At 71.6% G+C, this 23,875-nt stretch carries 21 protein-coding genes and 1 pseudogene; 4 read left to right on the forward strand and 18 right to left on the reverse strand.

What is annotated here, in order from left to right:
* Nucleotides 1–43: 43 nt before the first annotated feature.
* Nucleotides 44–1,933 carry a DEAD/DEAH box helicase gene (locus tag AC2W7E_RS01780; protein ID WP_485988421.1) on the reverse strand — a complete coding sequence of 630 codons (1,890 nt, stop codon included), beginning with the start codon at nt 1,931–1,933 and terminating at the stop codon, nt 44–46.
* Here AC2W7E_RS01780 and AC2W7E_RS01785 point away from each other — a divergent pair.
* Nucleotides 1,932–2,843 (forward strand): hypothetical protein, encoded by a 912-nt coding sequence (locus tag AC2W7E_RS01785; protein ID WP_485988422.1) that lies wholly within the window; start codon nt 1,932–1,934, stop codon nt 2,841–2,843. The genes AC2W7E_RS01780 and AC2W7E_RS01785 overlap by 2 nt on opposite strands.
* 193 nt (nt 2,844–3,036) lie before the next feature.
* On the opposite strand, the gene nusB is transcribed toward AC2W7E_RS01785, so the two are convergent.
* Nucleotides 3,037–3,447 (reverse strand): transcription antitermination factor NusB, encoded by a 411-nt coding sequence (gene nusB, locus AC2W7E_RS01790; RefSeq protein ID WP_060922157.1) that lies wholly within the window; start codon nt 3,445–3,447, stop codon nt 3,037–3,039.
* A gap of 3 nt (nt 3,448–3,450) precedes the next feature.
* Nucleotides 3,451–4,011 carry an elongation factor P gene (gene efp, locus AC2W7E_RS01795; RefSeq protein WP_025103502.1) on the reverse strand — a complete coding sequence of 187 codons (561 nt, stop codon included), beginning with the start codon at nt 4,009–4,011 and terminating at the stop codon, nt 3,451–3,453.
* A 174-nt stretch (nt 4,012–4,185) separates the two neighbouring features.
* On the opposite strand from efp, the gene AC2W7E_RS01800 reads away from it, so the two are divergent.
* Nucleotides 4,186–4,524 (forward strand): hypothetical protein, encoded by a 339-nt coding sequence (locus tag AC2W7E_RS01800; RefSeq protein WP_338566104.1) that lies wholly within the window; start codon nt 4,186–4,188, stop codon nt 4,522–4,524.
* Between the two features lie 11 nt (nt 4,525–4,535).
* Here the strand turns inward: AC2W7E_RS01800 and aroQ are convergent, their stop codons facing one another.
* From aroQ to AC2W7E_RS01860, 12 genes are all read right to left on the reverse strand, one after another.
* Complete coding sequence (aroQ, locus tag AC2W7E_RS01805; protein WP_085607554.1) at nt 4,536–4,976, reverse strand: type II 3-dehydroquinate dehydratase; 441 nt, start codon at nt 4,974–4,976, stop codon at nt 4,536–4,538.
* On the reverse strand, nt 4,973–5,497 hold the full coding sequence (locus AC2W7E_RS01810) for a GNAT family N-acetyltransferase (RefSeq protein WP_126893168.1): 525 nt from the start codon (nt 5,495–5,497) through the stop codon (nt 4,973–4,975). The genes aroQ and AC2W7E_RS01810 overlap by 4 nt, the downstream gene beginning before the upstream one ends.
* Nucleotides 5,494–6,582, reverse strand: a complete 1,089-nt coding sequence (gene aroB / locus AC2W7E_RS01815) for a 3-dehydroquinate synthase (protein ID WP_085607558.1) — start codon at nt 6,580–6,582, stop codon at nt 5,494–5,496. The genes AC2W7E_RS01810 and aroB overlap by 4 nt, the downstream gene beginning before the upstream one ends.
* A complete protein-coding gene (locus AC2W7E_RS01820; protein ID WP_025103507.1) occupies nt 6,579–7,097 on the reverse strand; it encodes a shikimate kinase in 519 nt (172 codons plus the stop codon). Before AC2W7E_RS01820 ends, aroB begins: the two co-directional genes overlap by 4 nt.
* Nucleotides 7,081–8,310 (reverse strand): chorismate synthase, encoded by a 1,230-nt coding sequence (gene aroC / locus AC2W7E_RS01825; protein WP_025103508.1) that lies wholly within the window; start codon nt 8,308–8,310, stop codon nt 7,081–7,083. The genes AC2W7E_RS01820 and aroC overlap by 17 nt, the downstream gene beginning before the upstream one ends.
* 57 nt (nt 8,311–8,367) lie before the next feature.
* The gene (locus tag AC2W7E_RS01830; protein ID WP_485988423.1) at nt 8,368–9,180 is read right to left on the reverse strand and encodes a shikimate dehydrogenase; all 813 of its coding nucleotides are present in this window, start codon (nt 9,178–9,180) and stop codon (nt 8,368–8,370) included.
* 4 nt (nt 9,181–9,184) lie between these two features.
* A complete protein-coding gene (mltG, locus tag AC2W7E_RS01835) occupies nt 9,185–10,726 on the reverse strand; it encodes an endolytic transglycosylase MltG (RefSeq protein ID WP_485988424.1) in 1,542 nt (513 codons plus the stop codon).
* Between the two features lie 2 nt (nt 10,727–10,728).
* Nucleotides 10,729–11,202: a Holliday junction resolvase RuvX gene (gene ruvX, locus AC2W7E_RS01840; RefSeq protein ID WP_060923676.1), complete on the reverse strand. Its 474-nt coding sequence runs from the start codon at nt 11,200–11,202 to the stop codon at nt 10,729–10,731.
* Nucleotides 11,199–13,859, reverse strand: a complete 2,661-nt coding sequence (alaS, locus tag AC2W7E_RS01845) for an alanine--tRNA ligase (protein ID WP_025103512.1) — start codon at nt 13,857–13,859, stop codon at nt 11,199–11,201. Before alaS ends, ruvX begins: the two co-directional genes overlap by 4 nt.
* A 55-nt stretch (nt 13,860–13,914) precedes the next feature.
* Nucleotides 13,915–14,103: a hypothetical protein gene (locus tag AC2W7E_RS01850; RefSeq protein ID WP_025103513.1), complete on the reverse strand. Its 189-nt coding sequence runs from the start codon at nt 14,101–14,103 to the stop codon at nt 13,915–13,917.
* 110 nt (nt 14,104–14,213) lie between these two features.
* Nucleotides 14,214–14,843 (reverse strand): 30S ribosomal protein S4, encoded by a 630-nt coding sequence (gene rpsD / locus AC2W7E_RS01855; RefSeq protein WP_025103514.1) that lies wholly within the window; start codon nt 14,841–14,843, stop codon nt 14,214–14,216.
* A 181-nt stretch (nt 14,844–15,024) separates the two neighbouring features.
* Nucleotides 15,025–16,389 (reverse strand): replication-associated recombination protein A, encoded by a 1,365-nt coding sequence (locus AC2W7E_RS01860; protein WP_485988425.1) that lies wholly within the window; start codon nt 16,387–16,389, stop codon nt 15,025–15,027.
* Nucleotides 16,390–16,489: 100 nt separating this feature from the next.
* Here AC2W7E_RS01860 and AC2W7E_RS01865 point away from each other — a divergent pair, with 100 nt between their 5' ends.
* Nucleotides 16,490–16,792 carry a hypothetical protein gene (locus AC2W7E_RS01865; protein WP_025103516.1) on the forward strand — a complete coding sequence of 101 codons (303 nt, stop codon included), beginning with the start codon at nt 16,490–16,492 and terminating at the stop codon, nt 16,790–16,792.
* 15 nt (nt 16,793–16,807) lie between these two features.
* Here the strand turns inward: AC2W7E_RS01865 and AC2W7E_RS01870 are convergent, their stop codons facing one another.
* Together AC2W7E_RS01870 and AC2W7E_RS01875 are read right to left on the reverse strand one after the other, a co-directional pair.
* Nucleotides 16,808–17,560, reverse strand: a complete 753-nt coding sequence (locus AC2W7E_RS01870) for a winged helix-turn-helix domain-containing protein (RefSeq protein ID WP_485988426.1) — start codon at nt 17,558–17,560, stop codon at nt 16,808–16,810.
* On the reverse strand, nt 17,557–19,347 hold the full coding sequence (locus tag AC2W7E_RS01875) for an FAD-dependent oxidoreductase (RefSeq protein ID WP_485988427.1): 1,791 nt from the start codon (nt 19,345–19,347) through the stop codon (nt 17,557–17,559). The genes AC2W7E_RS01870 and AC2W7E_RS01875 overlap by 4 nt, the downstream gene beginning before the upstream one ends.
* Nucleotides 19,348–19,625: 278 nt before the next feature.
* Between AC2W7E_RS01875 and AC2W7E_RS01880 the strand changes: the two genes are divergently transcribed.
* Nucleotides 19,626–20,978, forward strand: coding sequence for a DUF349 domain-containing protein (locus AC2W7E_RS01880; RefSeq protein WP_025103519.1), 1,353 nt, complete (start codon nt 19,626–19,628; stop codon nt 20,976–20,978).
* Between the two features lie 593 nt (nt 20,979–21,571).
* Here AC2W7E_RS01880 and AC2W7E_RS01885 read toward each other — a convergent pair.
* Nucleotides 21,572–23,823, reverse strand: a pseudogene (locus tag AC2W7E_RS01885) (RelA/SpoT family protein).
* Nucleotides 23,824–23,875 lie beyond the last annotated feature (52 nt).

The following is a 23,875-nucleotide window of genomic DNA, read 5'->3' on the forward strand; positions in this document are numbered from 1 at the left end:
ACGGCTCCCTGAGCGCCCGGCGGGACGGGCCGGGGAAAACGGTCTAGTCGTCGAAGAGACCGCGGATGTCGTCGGCGGTGAGCGTCTGCGCGAAGAGCGCGTCGTCATCGAGCACGGCGGTGAACAGGCGGGCCTTGCGGCGTTGCAGCGCGAGGACCTTCTCCTCGATCGTGCCGCTGGCGATCATGCGGTAGACGAACACCTGGCTGCGCTGGCCGATGCGGTGCGTGCGGTCGACTGCCTGGGCCTCGGCGGCGGGGTTCCACCACGGGTCGAGGAGGAAGACGTAGTCGGCCTCGGTCAGCGTGAGCCCGAACCCGCCGGCCTTCAGGCTGATGAGGAAGACGGGCTGCTCCCCCTCCGCGAAGTCCGCGACCACCTGCTCGCGATGACGCGTCGAGCCGTCGAGGTGCGCGTACGGGATGCCGGCGGCGTCCAGACGCGCGGCCGCCATGTCGAGGAAGGACGTGAACTGGCTGAACACGAGCGCGCGGTGCCCCTCCGCCTGCAGCTCGACGATCCGCTCCAGGAGCTCGTCGAGCTTGCGGGAGCCGAGGCGCGCGTCGGCCGGGTCGATCAGCGCCGGAGCGAGGCTCAGCATCCGCAGCAGCGTCAGGGAACGGAACACGATGAAGCGGTTGCGGTCGAGATCCTCCAGCAGGCCGAGCACCTTCTGCCGCTCCCGCTGCAGCACCGTCTCGTAGAGCTCGCGATGCCCCGCGCTCAGCTCGATCTCCAGCACCTGCTCCTGCTTCGGCGGCAGGTCCGGAGCGACGAGCTCCTTGGTGCGGCGGAGCACGAGCGGGCGGATCCGTCGTCGGAGCTGCGCGAGGCGGCGCTGCCGGTACGGTCCGCCCTCCGCGTTCTCCGGGACCTTCCCCTGCTCGATCGGCTGGATGTAGTGCTCGCGGAACTTCCGCGCCGAAGCGAACAGGCCGGGTGCCGTGAGCTTCAGCAGCGCCCAGAGCTCCTCGAGGCTGTTCTCCAGCGGCGTGCCCGTGACCGCGATGGTGACGTCGGACGGGAAACGCGCGACGGCACGATGCAGCTTCGTCGCCGGGTTCTTCACGAACTGGGCCTCGTCGAGGATCAGCCCGGCCCAGGTGACGCCCGCGAACCCCTCTTCGTCGAGCCGCGCGACGGCGTAGGTGGTGAGCACCACGTCGGCCTCGCGAGCCACGGCGGCCACGGCAGGCCCGGCGGTCGAGTCCCGGGTGATCACGCGGAGACCCGGAGCGAACCGCGCCGCCTCGGTGCGCCAGGTCGCCAGCACGGATGTCGGCACCACCACGAGGAAAGGGCGTCCCTCCCCCGCCGCACGGGCGTGCAGGATGAGCGCGAGCAGCTGGACAGTCTTCCCGAGACCCATGTCGTCGGCGAGGATGCCGCCGAGCCGATGCGACCAGAGGAACGCGAGCCAGTCCAGCCCCTCCTTCTGGTACGGCCGCAACTGTGCGGTGAGCCCCGGAGGGAGGGGCACCGCCGGCACCGCAGTGGCGCTGCGCAGTCCGTCGGCGGTGGCCCGCCAGCTCACCGCGGGAAGGGCCTCGTCCGCCAGATCCTCGAACTCCTCCCACAGATCCGTCTGATGCCGACTGATCCGCGGGCCCGTCTCCCACTCGTCCAGATCCCCGGCCTCGTCCAGGAGGTCGCGCAGACGGTCGAGCGCCGGGTGGTTCAGGGAGAAGTAGCTGCCGTCGACGAGCAGGAGCTTCCGCCGGCCCGCGCTCAGGGCCGTGAACAGCGGCTCGAAGGGGATGTTCCGCCCGTCGATGCGGACGATCACGCCGAGGTCGAACCAGTCGGGGTCGGTGCTCTCCACGGTCGAGACCGTGATCTCCGGCTCCCCGGCGAGCTCGCGATACGTCTTGCGGCGGCCCGACACCTCCACCTCGACGCCCTCCGCCTCCACGGCGGGGACGACGCGGGTCATGAACTCCGCGGCCGCCACGTCGTGGAACGCCCCGCGGGGCGAACGCGACGCCGTGCTCCTGCCAGACGTTCCGGATCCGATGCGTCACAGAGGCTTCGGCCTCCGGATCGCGCACGGCCTCCGGACCCGGCGTGAACGGCACCCGCCCGAAGCCGCGATAGTCCCACTCGACGGTGTACTCCACGGTGTCTCCGCGACGGAACGCCACCCGGAGCACGGCACGGGGCGGTGGGAGGTCGGGGAGCGCGACGCGGCCGACCGCGCGGACGGGGAGACGGCGCGCGAGGAGTGGATAGGCGTCCTGGAGGAAGGCCGCCTCCTCCGCTGCGGGGACGACGAGCATCCCGGCCCGGAGCAGCGACGGCGCGGGCCCCGCGAGCGGAAGCTCCGCGAGCGTCACCTGCAGGCGCGACCCGCTCTGCGCGACCTCGTACACGCCGGAGCGCCCGAGGGCGCGGATGCTGCCCGGCAGCGTCTCGCGCCCGTCCAGGGTCACGACCGGACGGACGACGAGGCCGCCGTCGTCGTCACGGGACACGGTCGCCGTCAGTTCTGCGGTGTCGGCGAGGACGAGCGTCGTCGACCGCTGGGCCGCCACGAGCGGGATGCCGAGGTCGGTCGCCGACCGCAGATGCCCCCAGAGGAGCCGCGACTCGATGAGGTCGGCGACGAGCCAGTCCCCCGCCGTGCCGGAGAGCAGCGCGTCGCGCGCGATGCTCAGCAGATCGGCGAACCACCGCGACTGCTCCCGACCGTACTGGTCCGGCGCGCGGCGGACCGCGTCCCAGGTGGCGGAGCCGAGCACCCAGGACCCCGTCGCCGCGCTCCGCTCCAGCGGACGGATGCCGAGGAGGATCTCCCCCACACCCTTGGCGACGTCACGGGGAGTCGCGGTGCGCTGCGGGCGTGAGGCCCACGGGTTGGCTCCTCGGGCGTCGCGGACGCGCACCTCGAACCCGAGCGCGAGGGGGGTCGCCGCCGGAGCAGCGCCGGCCTCGAACAGGGCACGCCAATCCCGCGCCCCGTCTCCCGGAGTGGCGGAGGCGGGCGGGCGGATCATGAGACGATCCTGCCCGCCACCGCCGACACCGCCGCCGCGGCGCTCAGGCCGAGCGGGCGACGCGGGCGAGCACGCCGTGCACGAACGCGCCCGACTCGTCGGTGGAGAACTCCTTCGCGAGCTCCACCGCCTCGTCGATCGCGACCGCGGTCGGCACCTCGTCGTTGTAGAGGATCTCCCACGCGCCGATGCGCAGCAGGGCGCGGTCGACGGCGGGCATCCGCTCGAGCTTCCAGTCGCGGCTGTGGGTCGTGATCTGCTCGTCGATCTCGTCGCGCTGGTCGATGATGCCGTCGACGATCTCGCGGGCGTACAGCCACGACGCCTCACGTGCGGGCTCGTTCGCCGCGCGCTTCGCCTCGGCGGCGAGGGCCACCGCGACCTCGTCGCCGCGGACGTCGGCCGAGAACAGGATGTCGAGCGCGCGCTTGCGCGCCTTCGTGCGGGCGCTCACGCCTTACTTCTCGCGGCCGAGGTACTCGCCCGTGCGGGTGTCGACCTTGACCTTCGTGCCGGTCTCCAGGAAAAGCGGGACCTGGATCTCGTAGCCGGTCTCGAGCGTCGCGGGCTTGGTGCCGGCGGACGAGCGGTCGCCCTGCAGACCGGGCTCGGTGTAGGTCACCTCGAGGATGACCGAGGCCGGGAGGTCGATGTAGAGGGGGTTGCCGTTGTTGAGGGCGATGGTGACCTGCTGGTTCTCGAGCAGGAAGTTCTTCGCGTCGCCGACCGTGGCCGCCGGCAGCGTGATCTGGTCGAAGTCGGTCTGGTCCATGAACACGAACCCGTCACCGTCGGTGTAGAGGTAGGTGTAGTCCCGGCGGTCGACGTTCTCGATGTCGATCTTCGCCCCGGCGTTGTACGTGCGGTCCACGGTCTTGCCCGAGACGACGTTCTTCAGCTTCGTGCGGACGAAGGCGCCGCCCTTGCCGGGCTTGACGTGCTGGAACTCGATGACGCTCCAGAGCTGCCCGTCGATGCTGAGGACGACGCCGTTCTTGATGTCTGCGGTGGATGCCATGTGCGAGGAGTTCCGTTCCTGAGTCCGTGGGGCCGGGGTCGGCCGACAGTCGATTCTACGGGATGCCCGGCGCGGGCCGTCGCGGGGCACGATAGACGCTCCTCCGCGAGAGCGGAAGCCCCGTGACGATGCCCGTGGCCCCGGGCAGCGTGGACGAGGACAGGAGGAATCGACATGAGCGAGGACGATCGCGACAGGGACCCGACCCGGATGGCGAATCAGCCGGCGCTGCGGACGTCGTCCGGGGCGGTCTGGCTCATCGTCGCCACGATCTTCACGGCGGTCAGCCTCGTGCCCCTGATCGGGATCGTCCGCAGCGGCGGCGCGGCGGGAACCGTCGGCCTGGTGACCGCGATCATCCTGGTCCTGGGCCTAGCCGCGATGGTCGTCATCCGCCTCGCGGTGTCGAGCGTGCGGCCGCGGCTCCGTGCGCTGGCCGCCTGTTTCCTCGCCATGGCCCTGTTGACGCTCGTGGGCATCACGGTGTGCGTGCTGCTCGTCGGCCTGCCCTGATCCCCGCGCGCTCAGAGCTGCGCGACGAGTTCCCGCACCGCGTCGGCGTAGCCCTCCACGCCGCGTCCGATGACACGCACCGCGGCGACGTCGTGCAGGTACGAGTGGTGACGGAACTCCTCGCGGGCGTACACGTCGGAGATGTGGACCTCGGCGAAGGGCAACGCGACGCCGGTGAGCGCGTCACGCAGGGCGACGGAGGTGTGGGTGAGGCCGCCCGGGTTGATGACGATGCCCGCGCAGTCCGCCCGCGCGTCGTGGATCGCGTCGATGAGCACGCCCTCGTGGTTGCTCTGCAGCGCCCGCACCTCGAACCCGAGCGCGGCGGCGGCCTCGGCGGTGATCCGCTCGACGTCGGCGAGGGTCGCGGTGCCGTACACCTCGGGTTCGCGGGTGCCGAGGAGGTTGAGGTTGGGGCCGTTGACGAGCAGCAGCCGACGCGGGGCGCTCATGCGGGCACGCTCCCGGAGTCGACCAGCTCGCGGCGCATGACCCATTCCCGCCCGAAGTTGGCCGTCTCGATCTCCCCGGTCCGGACGAAGCCGCCTCGGCGGTACACGGCCTGCGCCCGGGAGTTGTCCACGTGCACCTCGAGCACGAGCGCGCGGAGGCCGCGATCGCGGGCCCAGGCCGCCGCGGCGTCGAGGAGCGCATCGATGACGCCCGCACCGCGGTGCGCGTCCGCCACGTAGACCCCGACGACCAGCCCCGCGTCGTGCTGCTCGCGATGCGGGAGCACGGTCACGGTCCCGGTCCAGGCGCCGTCGTCGGCGATCGCGACGAACTGCGCCGCGGCGGCGTCGCCCGCGGCATTCGCGGCGCGCTCCTGCCAGAAGCGGTCGGGCTGTGCGGCGGCGTGCTCGACGGTGTCGAGGAAGGCCATCGGTGCGGCCGGGTCGGCGAGGGCCCGCAGCCGCAGCGCCTTGACCTCCCGCCAGTCCTCCGGTGTGATGCGCCGGACGGCGATGCTCATGCGCCGATCTCCTGGTAGGCGGCGAAGAGCAGCGACTCATCCGGCGCCTGGAGCACGGTGGGCTTGGCGATGTCGTCCAACAGGATGAAGCGGAGCATGCCGCCGCGGCTCTTCTTGTCGCGCTGCATCGTGGCGAGCAGCTGCGGCCAGGCACCGGCCCGGTACGACGTCGGCAGGCCGAGCGACTCGAGGATCGTGCGGTGGCGCTCCGCGGCGGCGTCCGACAGCCGCCCCGCGAGCCGGGACAGCTCCGCGGCGTACAGCATGCCGATCGAGATGGCCGCCCCGTGCCGCCAGCGGTACCGCTCGGCGTGCTCGATCGCGTGGCCGAGCGTGTGGCCGTAGTTCAGGATCTCCCGCTGCCCGGCCTCGCGGAAGTCGTCCGAGACGACCTGCGCCTTCATGTCGATCGCGAGCTCCACGGCCCGGCGGAACTCGTCCGTCGAGGTGTCGACCGCGCGCGCGGGATCGGCCTCGACGATGTCGAGGATCTCCGGGGCCCAGATGAAACCGGCCTTGACGACCTCCGCGAAGCCGGCGGTGGCCTCGTTGGGGCTCAGGCTGCCCAGTTCGTCGAGGTCGCCGACGACGGCGCGCGGGGCCCAGAAGGCGCCGACGAGGTTCTTGCCCTCCGCGGTGTTGACGCCCGTCTTGCCGCCCACGGCGGCGTCCACGAGGCCGAGGACGGTGGTGGGCACCTGGACGATCTGGATGCCGCGCAGCCACGTCGCCGCGACGAAGCCGGCGAGGTCGGTCACCGCTCCCCCGCCGTAGCCGACGACGGCGTCCGTCCGGGTGAAGTCCGCCTGGCCCATGACCTGCCAGCAGAAGGCGGCGACCTCGATGCGCTTGCCCTGCTCGGCATCCGGGATCTCGGCGAGCAGCACCTCGCGCGGGCCGTCCGCGGTGTCGGCGAGGAGCCGGTCGCGGAGCTCGGCGGCGCGGGCCGCGAGGGTCGGCGGGTGCACGACGAGGATCTTGCGGACGCCCGGCGCGAGAGCCGCGGACACCTGGTCGAGGATCCCCCGTCCGATCGTGATGTCGTAGGCGTCGTTCCCGGTGACGCTGATGGTCGTCGTGCTCATCGCTGTTCTCTCCTCCATGCCACGATCTCGTCCGCGATGCGCTGCATCGGACGCCGCGAGGTGTCGAACGTGGTCGACGCCACCTCGTCGTACCATCCTCGCCGTTCGGCGAAGATGCGCTTCCACTTCTCGACCGGGTCCTCGCCCGCCAGCAGCGGGCGCGTCCCGCCGCGCAGGCGGTCGGCGACGGCGGCCTCGCTCACGGTGAGGAAGACCACGGGGTGGGCGCGCAACAGCGCGCGCGTCTCCGGATCCGTGACGGCGCCGCCGCCGAGGGAGATCACGCCGCCCTCGGCGAGGGCCTCCCGGACCGCCGCGCGCTCCAGGTCCCGGAAGTGGGCCTCGCCATGCGTGGCGAAGATCTCGGGGATCGGGCCGTGCGCGGCGACGATGCGCTTGTCGGTGTCGACGAAGGCGACGCCCAGCCGCCGCGCGACCCGTCGCCCGACGCTGGTCTTGCCGGCCGCCATCGGTCCGACGAGGACCAGCGTCAGGGGCTCAGCCTCGTTCGTCATGCGCGATGAGCGCCGCCTCGGACGCGGGGGCCGTGCGCAGCTCCGCCGGGATGCCGTCGAGGTACCCCTCCAGGTTGCGGCGCGTCTCGCGGATGCTGTCGCCGCCGAACTTCTCCAGCACGGCGCGCGCCAGCTCGATCGCGACCATGGCCTCGGCGACGACCCCCGCCGCGGGCACGGCACAGACGTCGGAACGCTGGTGGTGCGCGGTCGCCTCGTCACCGGTCGCCACGTCGATCGTGCGCAGCGCATGAGGCACGGTCGCGATTGGCTTCATGCCGGCGCGGACGCGCAGCACGGTTCCGGTCGACATGCCGCCCTCGGTGCCACCGGCACGATCGGTGCCGCGGGCGATGCCGTCGGCGGTGGCGAAGAGCTCGTCGTGGGCGGCGGAGCCGCGGCGGCGCGTGGTCTCGAAGCCGTCGCCGACCTCCACGCCCTTGATGGCCTGGATGCTCATGAGCGCCTGGGCCAGCCGGGCGTCCAGGCGGCGATCCCAGTGCACGTGGGAGCCGAGCCCCGGCGGCAGGCCGTACGCGAGGACCTCGACGATGCCGCCGAGGGTGTCGCCGTCCTTCTTGGCGTCGTCCACCTCCGCGACCATGAGCGCCGAGGTCGCGGGGTCGAAGCACCGCAGCGGGTCGGCGTCCAGGGCGTCCACGTCGTCCGGTGTCGGCAGCGCCGCGCCATCCGGCACGCGCACCGGCCCGATGGAGAGCGTGTGGCTGACGAGTCGGATGCCGAGCTCGCCGAGGAAGGAGCGGGCGACGGCACCGAGCGCCACGCGGGCGGCGGTCTCCCGGGCGCTCGCGCGCTCGAGGATCGGACGGGCCTCGTCGAAGTCGTACTTCTGCATGCCCACGAGGTCGGCGTGGCCCGGACGGGGCCGGGTCAGCGGGGCGCCACGTCCGCGAGAGCGGTCGGTGAGCTCCACCGGCTCCGGGTTCATGACCTCGATCCACTTCGGCCACTCGGTGTTGCCGATGCGCAGGGCGATGGGACTGCCCAGCGTCTTCCCGTGCCGGACGCCACCGGAGATCGTGAGCTCGTCCTGTTCGAACTTCATCCGGGAGCCGCGTCCATAGCCGAGCTTGCGGCGGGCGAGGTCGGCCTGGATGGCCTCGGACGACACCGGGACGCCGGAGGGCAGACCCTCCATGACGGCGATGAGTTCTGGGCCGTGCGATTCGCCGGCCGTGAGCACGCGGAGCATGTGCTCTAGTCTCCCATGCGTTTCCCCCGCGCCGTGCCGCGTTTCGTCGGGCGGCGCTCAGAGGGTGGCACGCATCGCGGCGAGGACGGCCTCCTCGTCCGGCAGCGGCGAGACCGGGTCGCCGTGCAGGAAGATCCGGATCTGCCGGACCGCCTGATGCAGCAGCATCCCGAGCCCGGAGACCACCGGCGCCGGACCCCATGCCGCCGCCAGGGCGGACGGCCAGGGCGCGTAGGCGGCGTCGAACAGCGTGCCGCCGCCCTGGGCCAGTCGGGCGGCACTCTCCGGCGGAAGCACGGCGCCGGAGGGCAGGGTCGCCACCGTGAGGTCGACGGCGCCCTCCACCACGTCGAGCGGTCGCGGGGTGACCACGACGCCGCGTCGCTCCCCGATCCCGACGAGCCCCGCGGCGCGCTCCGGCCGACGGGCGGCGACCTCGACCCGTGTCGCCCCCAGGTCGGCGAGAGCGACGAGGGCCGAGGCCGCCGTGGCTCCGGCGCCCAGGATCCGCGCCGTCCCGATCTCGCGGATGCCGGCGTCCCCGAGCGCATCGACGATCCCGCCGACGTCGGTGTTGAATCCTGCCGGGGTCTCCGAGAGCAGGAGCGTGTTGACCGCGCCGGTCAGCTCCGCGTGGGCGTCTCGGGTGGCGGCGTATCGGTACGCCTCCTCCTTGAGCGGCATCGTCAGGGACAGGCCGCGCCAGGTGTCGTCGAGGGCCTCGACCGCGTCGTTGAAGCCCTCCGCGCCGACCTGACGGCGCCCGTACTCCCAGTCCAGTCCGAGCACCGCGTAGGCCGCAGCGTGCAGCTCCGGCGACCGTGAGTGCCCGATCGGGTCGCCCCAGACCGCCAGCCGTCTCCGGTTCACCGCGTCAGCAACCGGCGTCGGGGTTCGCGCGGCACCAGTCCCGCCACTTCTCCACGCCCTGCTCATGCTCCGCGAGGGTCTCCGAGAACTGCGTCTCGCCGGTCTCGAGGTTGACGGTGACGAAGTAGATCCACGGCCCGTCCGCGGGGTGCATCGCGGCATCGATCGCGGCATCGTTCGGGCTCGCGATCGGCGTGGCCGGAAGCCCCTTGTTCACGTAGGTGTTCCACTCGTTGGGGTCTTCCAGAGCCTCGGCCGAGCTCGAGACCACGCCCTCATGCAGGGAGCCGTACCCGTACTGCGCCGTCGAGTCCATCTGGAGCAGCATGTCGTCGTCGAGGCGGTTCTGGATCACGCGGGACACCTTGGCGAAGTCGTCCGTGCGGCCTTCGCGCTGGATGATCGAGGCGATCGTGAGGATCCGCTGCGCGTCCTCGTCCGGGACGCCGGCGGAGGCGAGCGATTCGCGCGTCCGGTCGACCATGCGCTGGATGACCTGCGTCGCGGTGACCTCGGGGTCGAACGTGTACACCGCGGGGAACAGCCACCCCTCCAGGCTCTGCGCCTCCACCCCGTACGCGGACGGATCGGCGACGGCTGCCTCGAGGTCGGCCAGCGGCATCCCGAGAGTCTCCGCCATGGACGGCAGGGCCGATTCGATCGTCCCGCCCTCCGGCATGGAAACGGTGTTCTCGAGCTTGTTCTCCTCGTTGCGGAGCGCGGCGAGGGCATCCTCAGCCGTCATCTTCTTCTGCAGGCGGTAGACGCCGGGATAGAAGGTCACCGCGATGTTCTCGTCGATGAGGTAGTCGTAGAAGACGTCCTCGGTCTTCGTGACGCCGGCTTCGTACAGCGCCGTCGACACCGGGCCACCTGTGTCGCCCTGCTTGATCGTGACGAACACCTCACCGGTCGCCTGACCGGGCTCCCAGTCCTTCGGCTCCCCCCACCCCATGGCGTCGGCGATGCGGTCGCCGAAGGTGTTGGCGACCCAGACTCCGCCGGCGGCGATGCCGCCGAGGATCACCAGGACGATGATCAGGGCGACGAGGCAGCCCTTGCGGCGCTTCTTCTTGGTCGGCGCGCCGTGATCGCGGCCGTCGTCCTGGGCGGCGAAGATCTCGTCGAGCCCGCCGCCCAGTGCGGGTGCGGGGTCTTCGGTGCCGGTCGACCGGCGCGGCCCCGAAGCGGGGGTCTCATCCGCGCTCGTCGCGGCGACGGGCATCGCGCGTGTCGCGACCGGTTCGGCATCCGCGCCGGGCACCGCCGACCGGTGATCGTTCCCCGGTGTCTCCGCATTGGTCGCCGCCGACGCCGAGACCGGGCGGGCGGGCACATCGGCAGCGGGTGCGACACCGGCGTCCGGAGCGGGCGGGGCCTCCTGCTCGCGCGCCGCGGCCTCCCTGGCCGCACGGCGGGATCCGGGCGCCGGCGTGTCGTCTCCGGCGGTCGGGACCTGCGGGGACGGAGCGGGGAGGTTCTCGAACAGATCCCCCAACCGGGTGCTCTGCTCGTGCTCGGGCGCACGGCTCTCGCGTTCGGACATGTTCAGGCGGGCTCCTCGTCAACGGGGACCGGGGCACCGGCCGGGTTTCCGGTGCTCTTCTCCGTGTCGATCGCCTGCTGCAGCAGCACCACGGCGGCGACCTGATCCACAATGCTACGAGAGTTCTTCTGTGATCGCCCAGAACTCCGCAACGCCGCATGCGCGGAGACGGTGCTCAGACGCTCGTCGACGAGGCGTACCGGCACACCGCTCCGCGCCTGGAGAGCCGCCGCGAACTCGCGCGCATCCACCGTCGACGGCGTGTCCGCACCCTGCATGTTCACGGGCAGCCCGACGACGATTTCCAGCGGCTCGTACTCCGCAGCCAGCTCCGCGATGCGCGTGAGCGAGCGCTCGTCGCGCGGCACGGTCTCGACGGGAACGGCCAGCATGCCGTCCGGATCGGACCGCGCCACGCCCACGCGGGCTCGGCCGACGTCGATGCCGAGCCGGACCCCGCGGCGATAACCGCTCACGCGCGGCGCAGCTCCTGGGAGACGGCCTCGAGCGCGGCGGGCAGCGCCGCCGCGTCGGTGCCGCCGCCCTGGGCGACGTCGTCACGCCCACCGCCGCCTCCGCCGAGCACACCGGCGGCGCGCTTCGCGAGCGCACCCGCCTTCGCACCGGCACTGCGCGCAGCCTCGTTCGTGGCGACGACGACGACGGGGCGACCGTTGACGACCGCACCGAGCGCGACGACCGCGGGATCGGAACCCAGCCGGTCGCGCACGCCGTTGACGAGCTCGCGGACATCGTCCGCGGAGGCCACATCGCCCAGCGTCTGCGCCGCCACGCGGAAGTCTCCGACGCGCGTCGCGGCCTCGGCAATGGCGGGAATGCGCCCCGCCCGCTCCTTCGCCTCGAACTGCGCGATGCGCTTCTCCGCGGCCTTGAGGCTTGCGGCGAGATCGGCGATCCGCTCAGGGAGCTGCTCGCGCGGGGTCTTCAGGGAGGCGGTGAGCTGCGACACGAGAGCCCGCTCCGCCGCGAGCTCACGGAACGCATCCGCGCCGACGAGAGCCTCGATCCGGCGGTTGGAAGCGCCGACCGACGACTCCCCCACCACGCTGACCAGGCCGATCTCCGCGCTGGTCGACACGTGCGTGCCGGCGCAGAGCTCGCGCGACCACGGGCCGCCGATGTCGACCATCCGCACGACGTCGCCGTACTTCTCGCCGAAGAGCGCCATGGCGCCGGCTTCCTTGGCCTCGTCGAGCGTCACGATGCGGGTGGTCACCTCGAGGGCGTCCTGCACGGCGCGGTTCGTGATCTCCTCGATCTCCGTGCGGGTGTCCGTCGACAGCGCCTGCGACCAGGCGAAGTCGAATCGCATGTACCCGGCGCGGTTGAGCGACCCGGACTGCGTGGCCGTCGGACCGAGCGTGTCGCGGAGGGCGGCGTGCACGAGGTGGGTGGCGGAATGCGCCTGGCGGGCGGCGCGGCGGTTGGCGGCGTCGACGATCGTCGTCGCGATGTCGTCGACCGCGACCGTGCCGCGGGAGACCTCGACCGTGTGGCTGATCAGCCCGGGGACCGGACGCTGCACGTCGAGCACCTCGAGCTCGTAGCCCGGGCCCACGATGGTGCCCTTGTCGGCGACCTGGCCGCCGGACTCGGCGTACAGCGTCGTCTCGGCGAGCACCACCTCGGCGATCTGGCCCTCGGCGGCGCTGCGCACCGGCGCGCCGTCGACGAGCAGGCCGAGCACACGGGACTCCACCTCGAGGGCCGTGTAGCCGTCGAAGCCCGTCTCGCCGAGCGCGCGCAGGTCGCGGTACACCGAGACATCCGCGAGCTGGCGCTTGCGGTTGCGGGCGTCGTCCTTCGCGCGCTGACGCTGCTCCTGCATGAGGGAGTCGAACGCGGCGCGGTCCACGTCCAGCCCGGCCTCTTCGGCGACCTCCAGGGTGAGGTCGATCGGGAAGCCGTAGGTGTCGTGCAGCAGGAACGCCTCGGAACCGCTGAGGGTCTTCCCGCCGCCCTTCTTCGTCTCGTCGAGCGCGAGGTCGAGGATGGTCGATCCCTGCGCCAGGGTGCGCCGGAAGGTCTCCTCCTCGGCGAAGGCCGCCGAGGAGAGCACGGACCAGTCCCGCTCCAGCTCCGGGTACGCCGACTTCATCGCGTCGCGGGAGGCGGCGAACAGCTCGGGGAACGCGGGGTCGTCGACACCGAGGAGCCGCATGGCGCGCACGGTCCGGCGCATGAGGCGCCGCAGGATGTAGCCGCGGCCCTCGTTCGACGGACGCACGCCGTCGGAGAGGAGCATGAGCGAGGAGCGCACGTGATCCGCGATCACCCGGAAGCGGACGTCGTCCTCGTGGACCGCCCCATAGCGGCGGCCGGAGAGCTCGACGGCGCGGTCGAGCACCGGACGTACCTGGTCGGTCTCGTACATGTTCTCGACGCCCTGCTTGAGGAACGCGACGCGCTCCAGTCCCATGCCGGTGTCGATGTTCTTCATCGGCAGCTCACCGACGATGTCGAACTCGGTCTTGCCGCGGATGTTCTCGATGAAGTCCTGCATGAACACGAGGTTCCAGATCTCCAGGAACCGCGAGTCGTCGACAGCGGGGCCGCCGTCCTTGCCGTAGGCCGGGCCACGGTCGAAGAAGATCTCGGAGTCAGGGCCACCGGGACCGGGCTGGCCGGTGTTCCAGTAGTTGTCCGCGCGGCCGAGACGCTGGATGCGCTCCGGCTTGAGTCCGATGATGTCGCGCCAGATCGCCTCGGCCTCGTCGTCGGTCTCGTAGACGGTGACCCAGAGATCCTTCTCGTCGAAGCCGAGGCCTCCGTCGGCCTCCGAGCTCGTGAGCAGCTCCCAGGCGTAGCGGATCGCGCCTTCCTTGAAGTAGTCGCCGAACGACCAGTTGCCGAGCATCTGGAAGAACGTGCCGTGACGCGCGGTGCGCCCGACCTCCTCGATGTCGTTGGTCCGGATGCACTTCTGCAGGTCGGCGATGCGCGGATGCGGCGCCGGGACCACGCCCGTGAGGTACGGGATCATCGGGACCATGCCGGCGACCGTGAACAGCAGCGAGGGGTCGTCGCTGACCAGGGATGCCGAGGGGACGATGAGGTGGTCGTTCTTCTCGAAGTAGGAGAGGTAGCGCTGCGCGATTTCCGCAGTTTTCATAGGAGTGCCGGATGTCCTTGCGTGAGGGGGCGCGCCGAGGCGCAGATGCGGGGGGTCAGTTCTCGCCCGGCTCGGTCAACCGAGCCTCCTGCGCGCGATACGCGTCGCTGAGGATCGCGGCGAGGCCGTTGAGGCGGGCGTCAACGTCGGCCAGGATGTCGTGGCCCCGCGGGTCCTTGTTCATGAAGTGAGCCGCGACGAAGCCGCCGATCACGCCGATCAGGAACCACAGCACATTCTTCATGTCGTCATCCTTGCCCTAGAGCCGCGAAGGCGCGGTCTCTCCATCGTAGGCGGAAACGACAGGAGGCGTCGGGAACCCCGACGCCTCCTGCCTGATGCTCTTCCGCTGGATCAGCGGGCCGCGTAGTACTCGACGACGAGCTGCACTTCACAGGTCACGGGGACCTCGGCGCGCTTCGGACGACGGACCAGACGGGCCTGGAGCTTGTCGAGCTCGACCTCGAGGTAACCCGGAACGGCCGGCAGGACCTCGGCGTGACCGCCGGCGGCCGCCACCTGGAAGGGCTCGAGGCCCTCGCTCTTGGGCTTGACGTGGATGAGCTGACCCGGCTTCACGCGGAACGACGGGCGGTCGACGAGCTGGCCGTCGACGAGGATGTGACGGTGCACGACGAGCTGGCGCGCCTGTGCCGTGGTGCGGGCGAAGCCCGAACGCAGGACGAGGGCGTCGAGACGCATCTCGAGGAGCTCGACGAGGTTCTCACCGGTCAGGCCGTCCTGACGACGGGCCTCGTTGAACGCGATGCGCAGCTGCTTCTCGCGGATGCCGTACTGCTCGCGCAGACGCTGCTTCTCACGCAGACGGACGGCGTAGTCGCTGTCGGCCTTGCGCTTGGTGCGGCCGTGCTCACCCGGAGCGTAGGGACGCTTCTCGAGGTAGCGGGCGGCCTTGGGGGTGAGGGCCACGCCGAGGGCGCGGCTGAGACGCACCTTGCGGCGGTCCTGGGACTTCGTGACCACGAAGTTATCCTTCCGATGACGTGGACGTGGATTTCACGTCCGACGGACGTATCACCGCGTTCTGCTTCGGGGCGCACGCCGGGGTGCCGTCGAGGTGGGGTGTGAACGAGGAGATGCCCGAAAACTCGGTTTCGAGCCGCTCAAGTCTAACAGACGGCGGCAGACGCCCGAGGTCGTCGGCTCACCGGTCGCCGAGGATGCGCCGGATGCGCTCCAGCCGTGCGCTGATGTCGCGCTCCGCGCCGAGGTTCTTCGGCTCGTAGTAGTGCCGCCCGTCGAGCTCGTCCGGCAGGTACTGCTGCGGCACGATCCCGAACTCGCTGTCGTGCGCGTAGCGGTAGCCGCGGCCGTGCCCGAGGCGCTTCGCCCCGGGGTAGTGCGCGTCGCGGAGGTGAAGGGGCACGCGCCCGAATCCCCCCGCGCGGATGTCGGCGATGGCGGCGTCGATGCCGACGTAGGCCGCGTTCGACTTCGCGGTCGTCGCCAGATACACGGTGGCCTCGGCGAGCGGGATGCGCCCCTCCGGCATCCCGATGAAGGCCACCGCGTCGGCCGCGGCCACCGCGATGCCGAGGGCCTGGGGGTCGGCGAGCCCCACGTCTTCGGAGGCGGAGATGACGAGCCGACGGGCGATGAACCGCGGGTCCTCCCCTGCCTCGATCATGCGGGCGAGGTAGTGCAGCGCGGCGTCCGGGTCGGAACCGCGGATCGACTTGATGAAGGCGCTGATGACGTCGTAGTGCTCGTCGCCCTGGCGGTCGTAACGGAGCAGGGCCTTGTCGACGGCCTGTGCCACGTCGTCGGCGGTGACCTCCGGGACCACCGTCTTCCGGTCTTCGCCGTCGTCGTCGACCTCGGAGGCGGCGGCGTGCGACAGCGCCACGGCAGCGGCGGCCTCCAGTCCGGTGAGGGCACGACGGGCGTCCCCCGACGCGAGGCGGATGAGCGCCGACCGCGCCTCATCGCTGAGCGCGACCGTACCAGAGAGTCCGCGGGCATCCGACACCGCGCGGTCCACGAGCACCCCGATGTCGTCATCGGTGAGCGGCTGCAGCGTGAGCAGCAGCGACCGGGACAGCAGCGGCGAGATCACCGAGAACGAGGGGTTCTCCGTGGTCGCGGCGATGAGGATGACCCACCCGTTCTCCACGCCGGGCAGCAGCGCGTCCTGCTGGGCCTTGGTGAAGCGGTGGATCTCATCGAGGAAGAGGATCGTCGTCTGCCCGTAGAGGTCGCGCTGGGTGATCGCCTCCTGCATGACCTCCCGGACGTCCTTGACGCCGGCGGTGATGGCCGAGAGCTCGACGAACCGGCGGCCGGACGAGCGGGCGATGGCCTGCGCGAGCGTGGTCTTGCCCGTGCCCGGCGGCCCCCAGAGGATGATCGACACCGCGCCGGGCGAGCTGGCCTCCGGGTCGGCGAGAGCCACGATGGGCGACCCGGCCCGCAGCAGGTGGCGCTGCCCCGCGACCTCGTCCAGCGACACCGGACGCATGCGCACGGCGAGCGGTGTCTGCCCGGAGAGCAGGGCGGAGGGAGAGGACATTCCTCCAGGCTAACGGCGGCCGGGGACACGAGGCGAGGCCGGGCCCCCGGTAGGCTCTCAGGCGACGTCGTGGACCGGCGTCGGACGGGAGAGACAGGGCATGGCCGCACGCGGTTCCAAGAAGGCGCAGACACGCACCGAGGCGGAGCGCGCTCGGCTGCACACCGCCCGCACCCGCTGGCACCAGGATCAGATCCGCCGACGCACCCGCGACAACGCCATCGCGATCACGGTCGGCGCCCTCATCGTCGTGGGCGCGATCGTCAGCCAGGTCGTGCATGCGCAGGTGACCGCTCCGGAACCGACGCCCACGCCGTCGCCGACCTCGTCGATCGCTCCCTCCCCGACCCCGAGCGATGCGCCCAGCCCGGTGCCGACGGCTTCCGAGACGCCGACGGAGTGAGGCTCTCCGGCGTCGTCAGTCCTCGTCGAGGACGGCGAGCCGGTACCCGCGCTTGACCACGGTCTGCACGAGGTCCCCGTCGCCGAGGGCGTCCCGCAGCCGCGCCACCGCGACCTCGACCGCACGGGCGCTGCATCGACCGCCGGGCAGCACCTGGCCAATCTCCGCCCTGGTGAGCACGCGCCCGTCGGCGATGAACAGGGCCTCGAGGATGCTGACCGCGCCGCGGGAGAGCGGGACGAAGCCTCCGTCGATCAGCGCGCCTCCGCTGCGCACCGCCAAGCGCCCCACCGCCGTCCGTCGCTCGAGGACCCCGTACGTGAGCGGGGCGAGAGCGCTCCGGGCGAGGTCGTCCGCGGTGGGCCCGCACGACGTCGATGCCGGCAGGCCGCTCTCCGCCAATCGCGCGGTCGCGGCGGCGTCGGTCGTGGCGAGCAGCAGGCGGGACGTGCGCGACCGTTCGCGGATGGCGTCGAGCATGCCCAGTCGTTCCACGGTGGCGAGCCACCCGGGCAGGGCCTCCGCCACGGGGAACAGCACCGCGTCCACCTGACCGGACGCGATCCGGTACAGCGTCCGCTTGGTGCCGGCCGGGATCGCGTGGTCCGCCCGGGGCGGGATGATCCGGACGACATCCGAGCCGGTCGCAGCGAGGATCCGCAGAAGCGTGTCGACGTCGACCGGCTCCGGGCGCACCGGCCGCGGCACCTCGACCACCACGACGCGGCAGCCGACGAGCGCCGGAGCAGGACGCGGGGGCGCACTCATGCGGAGCCCTCCGCCGACCTCGCAGTACCGGCGCGTCGCCGTGTCCGTGGCGGGTGCCGGACGACGCCGATCGGGCCTCCGGGCCGCGCGAGGTCCGCCCCGCCGATCAGGGTCTCCGGAACGACGGCGCCGGCGCTCCGCAGGTCCGCGAGTGCGTCCGGTATGTCCTCCGCCCGGAGCCCGCTGACGGCGAGGAGTCCTCGATCGATCCGTACCGTCGCCTCGCGTCGTGCCGCGAGATGACCCACGACGAGGAGCAGCGTCCCGTCGGACTCGTCGCCGACGCGCACTTCCAGGACGGGAGCGGCCGTCGTCCCGCGGAGACGCACCTCGGAGCGAAGGCTTCCGCGGTCGCCGGGCCGTACGCCGACGTTCACCTCGGCGCGCCCCTGCAGCGCGAGCGCGAGACGGCGGAGGCAGGGGCCGCAGCCGCGGCTCTCGACCGCACCGTCCAGAGCCTCCGCGACGGTTCGGATCCCTCGGTCCGCGAGCTCCGCTGTCAGCACCTCCAGCGGCGAGGACCGCAGCCCATGTGCGCAGGCCTCCGCACCGTCCGCGGCCACGGCAGCGGCCAGGAGCGCCCGCGCCGCCCTCTGACCGTCGAGCGACCCGGGCGCGAGACCGGCGAGCGAGGCATCCGCCGACGCGCCGATGACCGTCACACGATGCACCACGCGGGCATCCTCGGAGAGCACGACCTCCCCGAACACGCGGTCTCCCCCGCTCGGAAGAGGGATGTCGACCGTCGGCCCGTCACCGTCCGGGAGACGCAGGGTCACGACCTCGATACCGCCGGGACTCCCGCGCCATCCGTGTCCCGCGGGGCTCGCGATCCGAGCGCCGAGCAGGGCGGCCGCCGCTCGATCCGCGGACGCCAGGGCCGCCTCCGTGCCGCCGGATGCCGGGTCCGCGGCGACGTCGCCGATCGCGAGGACGCGCGGGTCGGACGTCCGCCCGTCCGCGTCCACGAGGACACCGCCGCCCGGCCGCGTGGGGAGCCCGGCGTTCCGTGCCAGCTCATCCCGTGCCCGCGCACCCGTCGTCAGGATGAGGTCGGTCCGTGCGAACGTGCCGTCCTGGAACTCCACGGCCGTCACCGCGCCCGTCGCGTCGGGGTCGACGCGGGTCACCCGCGTCCGCGTCCGGACCGCGATACCGCGCGCCTCGACGATCCCGCGGAGTGCGCTCGCCCCGGGAACCGTGAGCTGTGCGGGCAGCAGGCGGTCCGCGGTGTCCACGATCGTCGTCTGCACCCCGGCGTCGTGCAGCGCGCATGCGGCGTCCACTCCGCCCTCGTCGCCGCCGACGACGACCGCGCGCAGCGCCCGCGGCATCTCCGTCGCACGGACGGCGAGGAACGCACGCAGCATGTGCGCGTCCTCCATCGCGCGCAGGACGAACGAGCCACGGGCACGGATCCCCGGCACGTCGAGCCGCTGGGCATGGGTACCGGTCGCGAGGACGAGCGCGTCGTAGTCATACCACCGGTGCGACCGCGTCCGCACGCGGTGCCCTCCCCTGTCGATCCGCAGGACCCGGTCGTCGTCGATGAGGCGGACGCGGTCGTCACGGAACGGCGCGCGATCGAGCTCGCCCGCCGACGCCGGAGTGCCGCCGACGATGCGCGCCACGACGGAGCGGTCGTACGGCAGGCGTCCCTCGTCTCCGAACACGGTGATCCGCACGGCACGGTCCGGGTCCTCCAGCATCCGTGCGACGAAGCGGTGCGTCGCCGCCCCCGCCCCCACGACGACGATCTCCGCTGTGCGCGCTGCGTTGTCGTCCATGGAACTCCTGTCGACCTGGGGACTGTCGTGGTCGCGACGATAGGAGCGCCGTGTTACCCGCAGATGACGCGCAGTGTGTCCTGCATCGAACGTTCTGCTCACGAAACGGTAACGTCCCTCCCCGCGAGACCCCGCCTCGTCGCCGAGACCCCGCCTCGTTCGCGCACGAATCGCGGGGTCTCGGCGGGAAGACGGGGTCTCGCGGATCAGAGAGGGCGTACTAGGCTGAGCCTCGTCCTTTCCGCCTCCCGCGGCGTGACCGCGCAAGGAGAATCACCGTGTCTGCCAACGAGCCCGCGAAGCCGACCCCGCCCGTTCCCACCCCGCCCGCCGTGCCGATGCCGCGGAAGACGCCGACTCCGGCCGCCGTCGCCCCGGCCGCCGCGAAGCCGACTCCGGTCTCGTCCGCCGGCGAATGGGGCCGTGTCTCCGAAGACGGCACCGTCGAGGTGCGCGAGGGTGAGTCCTGGCGCGTCGTCGGTCAGTACCCGGACGGCACCCCCGACGAGGCCCTGGCCTACTTCGTCCGCAAGTACGACGACATCGCCTTCAAGGTCGTCGCCCTGGAGCAGCGCCACCAGGCCGGCGGCGCCTCCGCGAGCGACCTGTCGAAGCAGGCCGCGCACCTCATCGACGAGGCCACGGACGCCGCGGCCGTCGGCGACCTCGCCGGTCTCCGTGATCGTCTCACCGCGCTGACCGCGTCGCTGTCCGAGGCCACGGCCCAGGAGGCACAGCAGGCGAAGGAGCTCGTCGAGCAGGCCGTCGCCGAGCGCACCGCCCTCGTCGAGCGTGCCGAGGCCATCGCCGCCCGCGACCTGAGCAAGGTGCAGTGGAAGCAGGTCACCGCCGAGCTCAACGAGCTGTTCGAGGCCTGGCAGGCGCAGCAGCAGAACGGTCCGCGCCTGTCCAAGGGCGTCTCGCAGCAGCTCTGGAAGCGGTTCCGCGACGCCAGGGCCGTCGTCGACAAGCACCGCCGGGCGTTCTACTCCGAGCTCGACGATGCGCACAAGGCCGCGCGCGACGCGAAGTCCCGACTGGTCGAACGGGCCGAGGCCCTGGCGCCGCGCGGCGTCGACGGCATCCCCGCCTACCGCTCCCTCCTCGACGAGTGGAAGACGGCCGGACGCGCCGGACGCAAGGCCGACGACGCCCTCTGGGCACGGTTCAAGGCCGCCGGCGACGCGCTCTATGCCGCACGCGCCGAGCAGGCCGCCGCCGAGGAGGCCGACTCCGCTCCCAAGATCGAGGCCCGGCAGGCGCTGCTCGAGCAGGCGAAGGCGGTCGCCGACGAGCCGAACATCAAGCGCGCCCGCGCCCTGCTCACGCGCATCCAGCGGGAGTGGGACGAGGTCGGTCGCATCTTCCCGCGCGACAAGGAGCGTGCGCTCGACGACAAGCTCCGCGTCATCGAGCAGGCGCTCAAGGCCCGCGAGGACGTCGACTGGAAGAAGAACAACCCGGAGACCAAGGCGCGAGCGAACGACATGAGCTCGCAGCTGCACGAAGCCATCGAGAAGCTGGAGGCCGAACTGGCCGCCGCCGAGAAGGCCGGTGACAGCAAGGCCGCCAAGGAGGCCGCGGACGCCCTCGAGGCCCGTCGCGCCTGGCTCAACGCTCTCGGCGGCTGAGCTCTCCACAGGTCCGGCCATCTCCGTCTGAGCGGGGTGCGCGACGCCACACTGGCGTCATGCACCCCGCTCTGCTCTATCTCCCCGGTTCGCGCCTCAGCAGGCCGGAACTCTGCGCCGCCCGCCTGGACGGTCATGTCGTCGAGATCGGCGACGCCTACATCCCCGCGGACCTGCCGGAGTCCGCCGACGTGCGGGCGAGCAGCATCGCCACGCTCATCCAGGACGGCGCCGCCGCCTGCGGGCCCAGTGCCGCCTGGATCCACGGCGCCCGCGACGAGCCGCCGGCCGTCCATCACGCGCGACGCTGCGTCGAGCGGCGGGTGCGCCCACGCGTGCACGCCAGAGTCGTCTTCCACGACACCAGGCTTCCTCGGACGGACGTGCAGCTGCTCGGAGGGATCGCCGTCTCCACGCCCGTCCGGACGATGTGCGACCTGGCCACGAGTCTGCACCGGGACCCGCGGTCCTCCCGTGGATGCAGGCGCTCGCTCAGGCCCACCCGGAAGCGCTCGACGACGCCATCGGCAGCCTGCGGACCCGGTCGCGCGTTCCGGGCAGCGTCAGCGGCCTCGCCGCACTGGAGCGGCTGGTCAGGAGGAGGTGACGCGGTACACGTCGTAGACCGCGTCGATCCGGCGCACCGCGTTCAGGACGCGGTCCAGGTGCACGGCGTCGCCCATCTCGAACACGAAGCGGCTCAGCGCCAGGCGCTCGTCGGTCGTCGACACGGTCGCCGAGAGGATGTTCACGTGATGCTCGCTGAGAACCCGCGTGACGTCCGAGAGGAGGCCGGAACGATCGAGGGCCTCGACCTGGATCTGCACCCGGAAGACGCTCTTCTTCGTCGGCGCCCAAGAGACCTCGACGAAGCGGTCCTGCTCGCCGCTGAGGGCCTTCACGTTCACGCAGTCCGCCCGGTGCACGGAGACGCCGCTCCCCCGGGTGACGAACCCGACGATGGGGTCGCCGGGGACGGGCGTGCAGCACTTCGCCAGCTTCACCAGGATGTCGTTCGCGCCGCGCACGAGCACGCCCGAGTCGCCACCCCGGGTCTCTCGGGTCTGGACGCTTCCCGGCAGGTCGATCGCCCCGGTGGTGGGCTCGTCGGTGGCGACGAGCGCGGTGACCTTCTCGAGCACCGACTGCGTCGAGACGTGCCCCTCGCCGACGGCGGCGTAGAGACCCGAGACGTCCTCGTAGTGCATCTGGTGGGCGACCTCGGTGAACGAGTCCTGGCTCATCAGACGCTGCAGCGGCAGGTTCTGCCGGCGCATCGCGCGCGCGATCGCCTCCTTGCCCTGCTCGATGGCCTCCTCGCGGCGCTCCTTCGTGAACCAGCCGCGGATCTTGTTCCTGGCTCGCGTGCTCTTGACGAAGCCGAGCCAATCCTGGCTGGGCCCCGCGTCCGGGTTCTTCGAGGTGAAGACCTCGACGACGTCGCCGCTCTTCAGCTCCGACTCCAGCGGCACCAGGCGTCCGTTGACCTTGGCGCCCATGGTGCGGTGCCCGATCTCGGTGTGCACGGCATAGGCGAAGTCGACCGGGGTGGCGCCGGCCGGGAGGCCGATCACCCGCCCCTTCGGCGTGAAGACGTAGACCTCCTTGGCGCCGATCTCGAACCGCAGGGAGTCGAGGAACTCCCCGGGGTCCGCGGTCTCGGCCTGCCAATCGGAGATGTGCGCCAGCCACGCCATGTCGGTGTCGGAGGCGCGGACCTCGGCCTTGCCGCCGCCGTTCATCCGCTCCTTGTACATCCAGTGCGCGGCGACGCCGTACTCCGCCTGGTGATGCATCTCGTGCGTGCGGATCTGGATCTCGACCGTCCGTCCGGCCGGGCCGATCACGGTCGTGTGCAGCGACTGGTAGAGGTTGAACTTCGGGGTGGCGATGTAGTCCTTGAACCGGCCGGGCAGCGGCGTCCAGCGGGCGTGGATGGCGCCGAGCACGGCGTAGCAGTCGCGCACGGAGGACACGAGGACCCGGATGCCGATCAGGTCGTAGATGTCGTCGAACTCGCGGCCGCGGATGACCATCTTCTGGTACACCGAGTACAGCTGCTTGGGCCGGCCGACGACCTTGCCGCGGATGCGCAGGTCGCGGAGGTCCTCGTCGATCTCCTCGATGACCTGGCTCAGGTACTTCTCCCGCTGCGGGTGCGCTGGGCGATGAGGCTGTGGATCTCGTTGTAGATCTTCGGGTGGAGGACGGCGAAGGAGAGGTCTTCGAGCTCCGACTTGATCGCCTGGATACCGAGGCGATTGGCCAGCGGCGCGTAGATCTCGAGCGTCTCCTTGGCCTTCTTCGCCGCCTTCTCCGGCGGGACGAAGCCCCAGGTGCGGGCGTTGTGCAGCCGGTCGGCGAGCTTGATGAGCAGCACGCGGATGTCCTTCGACATCGCGACGATCATCTTGCGCACGGTCTCGGCCTGTGCGCTCTCGCCGTACTTGACCTTGTCGAGCTTGGTCACGCCGTCCACGAGCATCGCGACCTCGTCGCCGAACTCGGCGGTGAGATCGGTGAGCGCGTAGCCCGTGTCCTCGACGGTGTCGTGCAGCAGGGCGGCCGCGATCGCCCGCGGGCCGAGCCCCAGCTCCGCGAGGATCTGGGCGACGGCGAGCGGATGCGTGATGTACGGCTCGCCGCTCTGCCGCTTCTGTCCCTCGTGCTTCTCCTTCGCCACGGCATAGGCGCGGGAGATGACGGCGAAGTCGCCCTTGGGGTGGTTCGCCCTGACGGTGCGGATCAGGTTGTCGAGATCGTTGATCCGGGACGCACGCGAGAAGATGCGGGGCACCAGCCGTCGCAGACTCGAACCCTGCGATGCCGTCTGCGGCTCCGCCATCCACTCACCTCCGAATCAGACAATCCTACGCGCGCTGAGCGGGGGGCGGCCC

Source organism: Microbacterium sp. CFSPD4_SD4, assembly GCF_057364585.1.

Bases quoted from the DNA above. Each gene is read 5' to 3' on its own strand.
- aroB (WP_085607558.1), bottom strand. From the start codon at position 6,582: ATGAGCACGACGACCATCAGCGTCACCGGGAACGACGCCTACGACATC.
- alaS (WP_025103512.1), bottom strand. From the start codon at position 13,859: ATGAAAACTGCGGAAATCGCGCAGCGCTACCTCTCCTACTTCGAGAAG.
- AC2W7E_RS01785 (WP_485988422.1), top strand. From the start codon at position 1,932: ATGAACTCCGCGGCCGCCACGTCGTGGAACGCCCCGCGGGGCGAACGC.
- AC2W7E_RS01810 (WP_126893168.1), bottom strand. From the start codon at position 5,497: ATGAGCATCGCCGTCCGGCGCATCACACCGGAGGACTGGCGGGAGGTC.
- AC2W7E_RS01820 (WP_025103507.1), bottom strand. From the start codon at position 7,097: ATGACGAACGAGGCTGAGCCCCTGACGCTGGTCCTCGTCGGACCGATG.
- AC2W7E_RS01800 (WP_338566104.1), top strand. From the start codon at position 4,186: ATGAGCGAGGACGATCGCGACAGGGACCCGACCCGGATGGCGAATCAG.
- AC2W7E_RS01870 (WP_485988426.1), bottom strand. From the start codon at position 17,560: ATGAGTGCGCCCCCGCGTCCTGCTCCGGCGCTCGTCGGCTGCCGCGTC.
- AC2W7E_RS01875 (WP_485988427.1), bottom strand. From the start codon at position 19,347: ATGGACGACAACGCAGCGCGCACAGCGGAGATCGTCGTCGTGGGGGCG.
- efp (WP_025103502.1), bottom strand. From the start codon at position 4,011: ATGGCATCCACCGCAGACATCAAGAACGGCGTCGTCCTCAGCATCGAC.
- AC2W7E_RS01850 (WP_025103513.1), bottom strand. From the start codon at position 14,103: ATGAAGAATGTGCTGTGGTTCCTGATCGGCGTGATCGGCGGCTTCGTC.
- AC2W7E_RS01780 (WP_485988421.1), bottom strand. From the start codon at position 1,933: ATGACCCGCGTCGTCCCCGCCGTGGAGGCGGAGGGCGTCGAGGTGGAG.
- AC2W7E_RS01865 (WP_025103516.1), top strand. From the start codon at position 16,490: ATGGCCGCACGCGGTTCCAAGAAGGCGCAGACACGCACCGAGGCGGAG.
- mltG (WP_485988424.1), bottom strand. From the start codon at position 10,726: ATGTCCGAACGCGAGAGCCGTGCGCCCGAGCACGAGCAGAGCACCCGG.
- AC2W7E_RS01860 (WP_485988425.1), bottom strand. From the start codon at position 16,389: ATGTCCTCTCCCTCCGCCCTGCTCTCCGGGCAGACACCGCTCGCCGTG.
- aroC (WP_025103508.1), bottom strand. From the start codon at position 8,310: ATGCTCCGCGTGCTCACGGCCGGCGAATCGCACGGCCCAGAACTCATC.
- aroQ (WP_085607554.1), bottom strand. From the start codon at position 4,976: ATGAGCGCCCCGCGTCGGCTGCTGCTCGTCAACGGCCCCAACCTCAAC.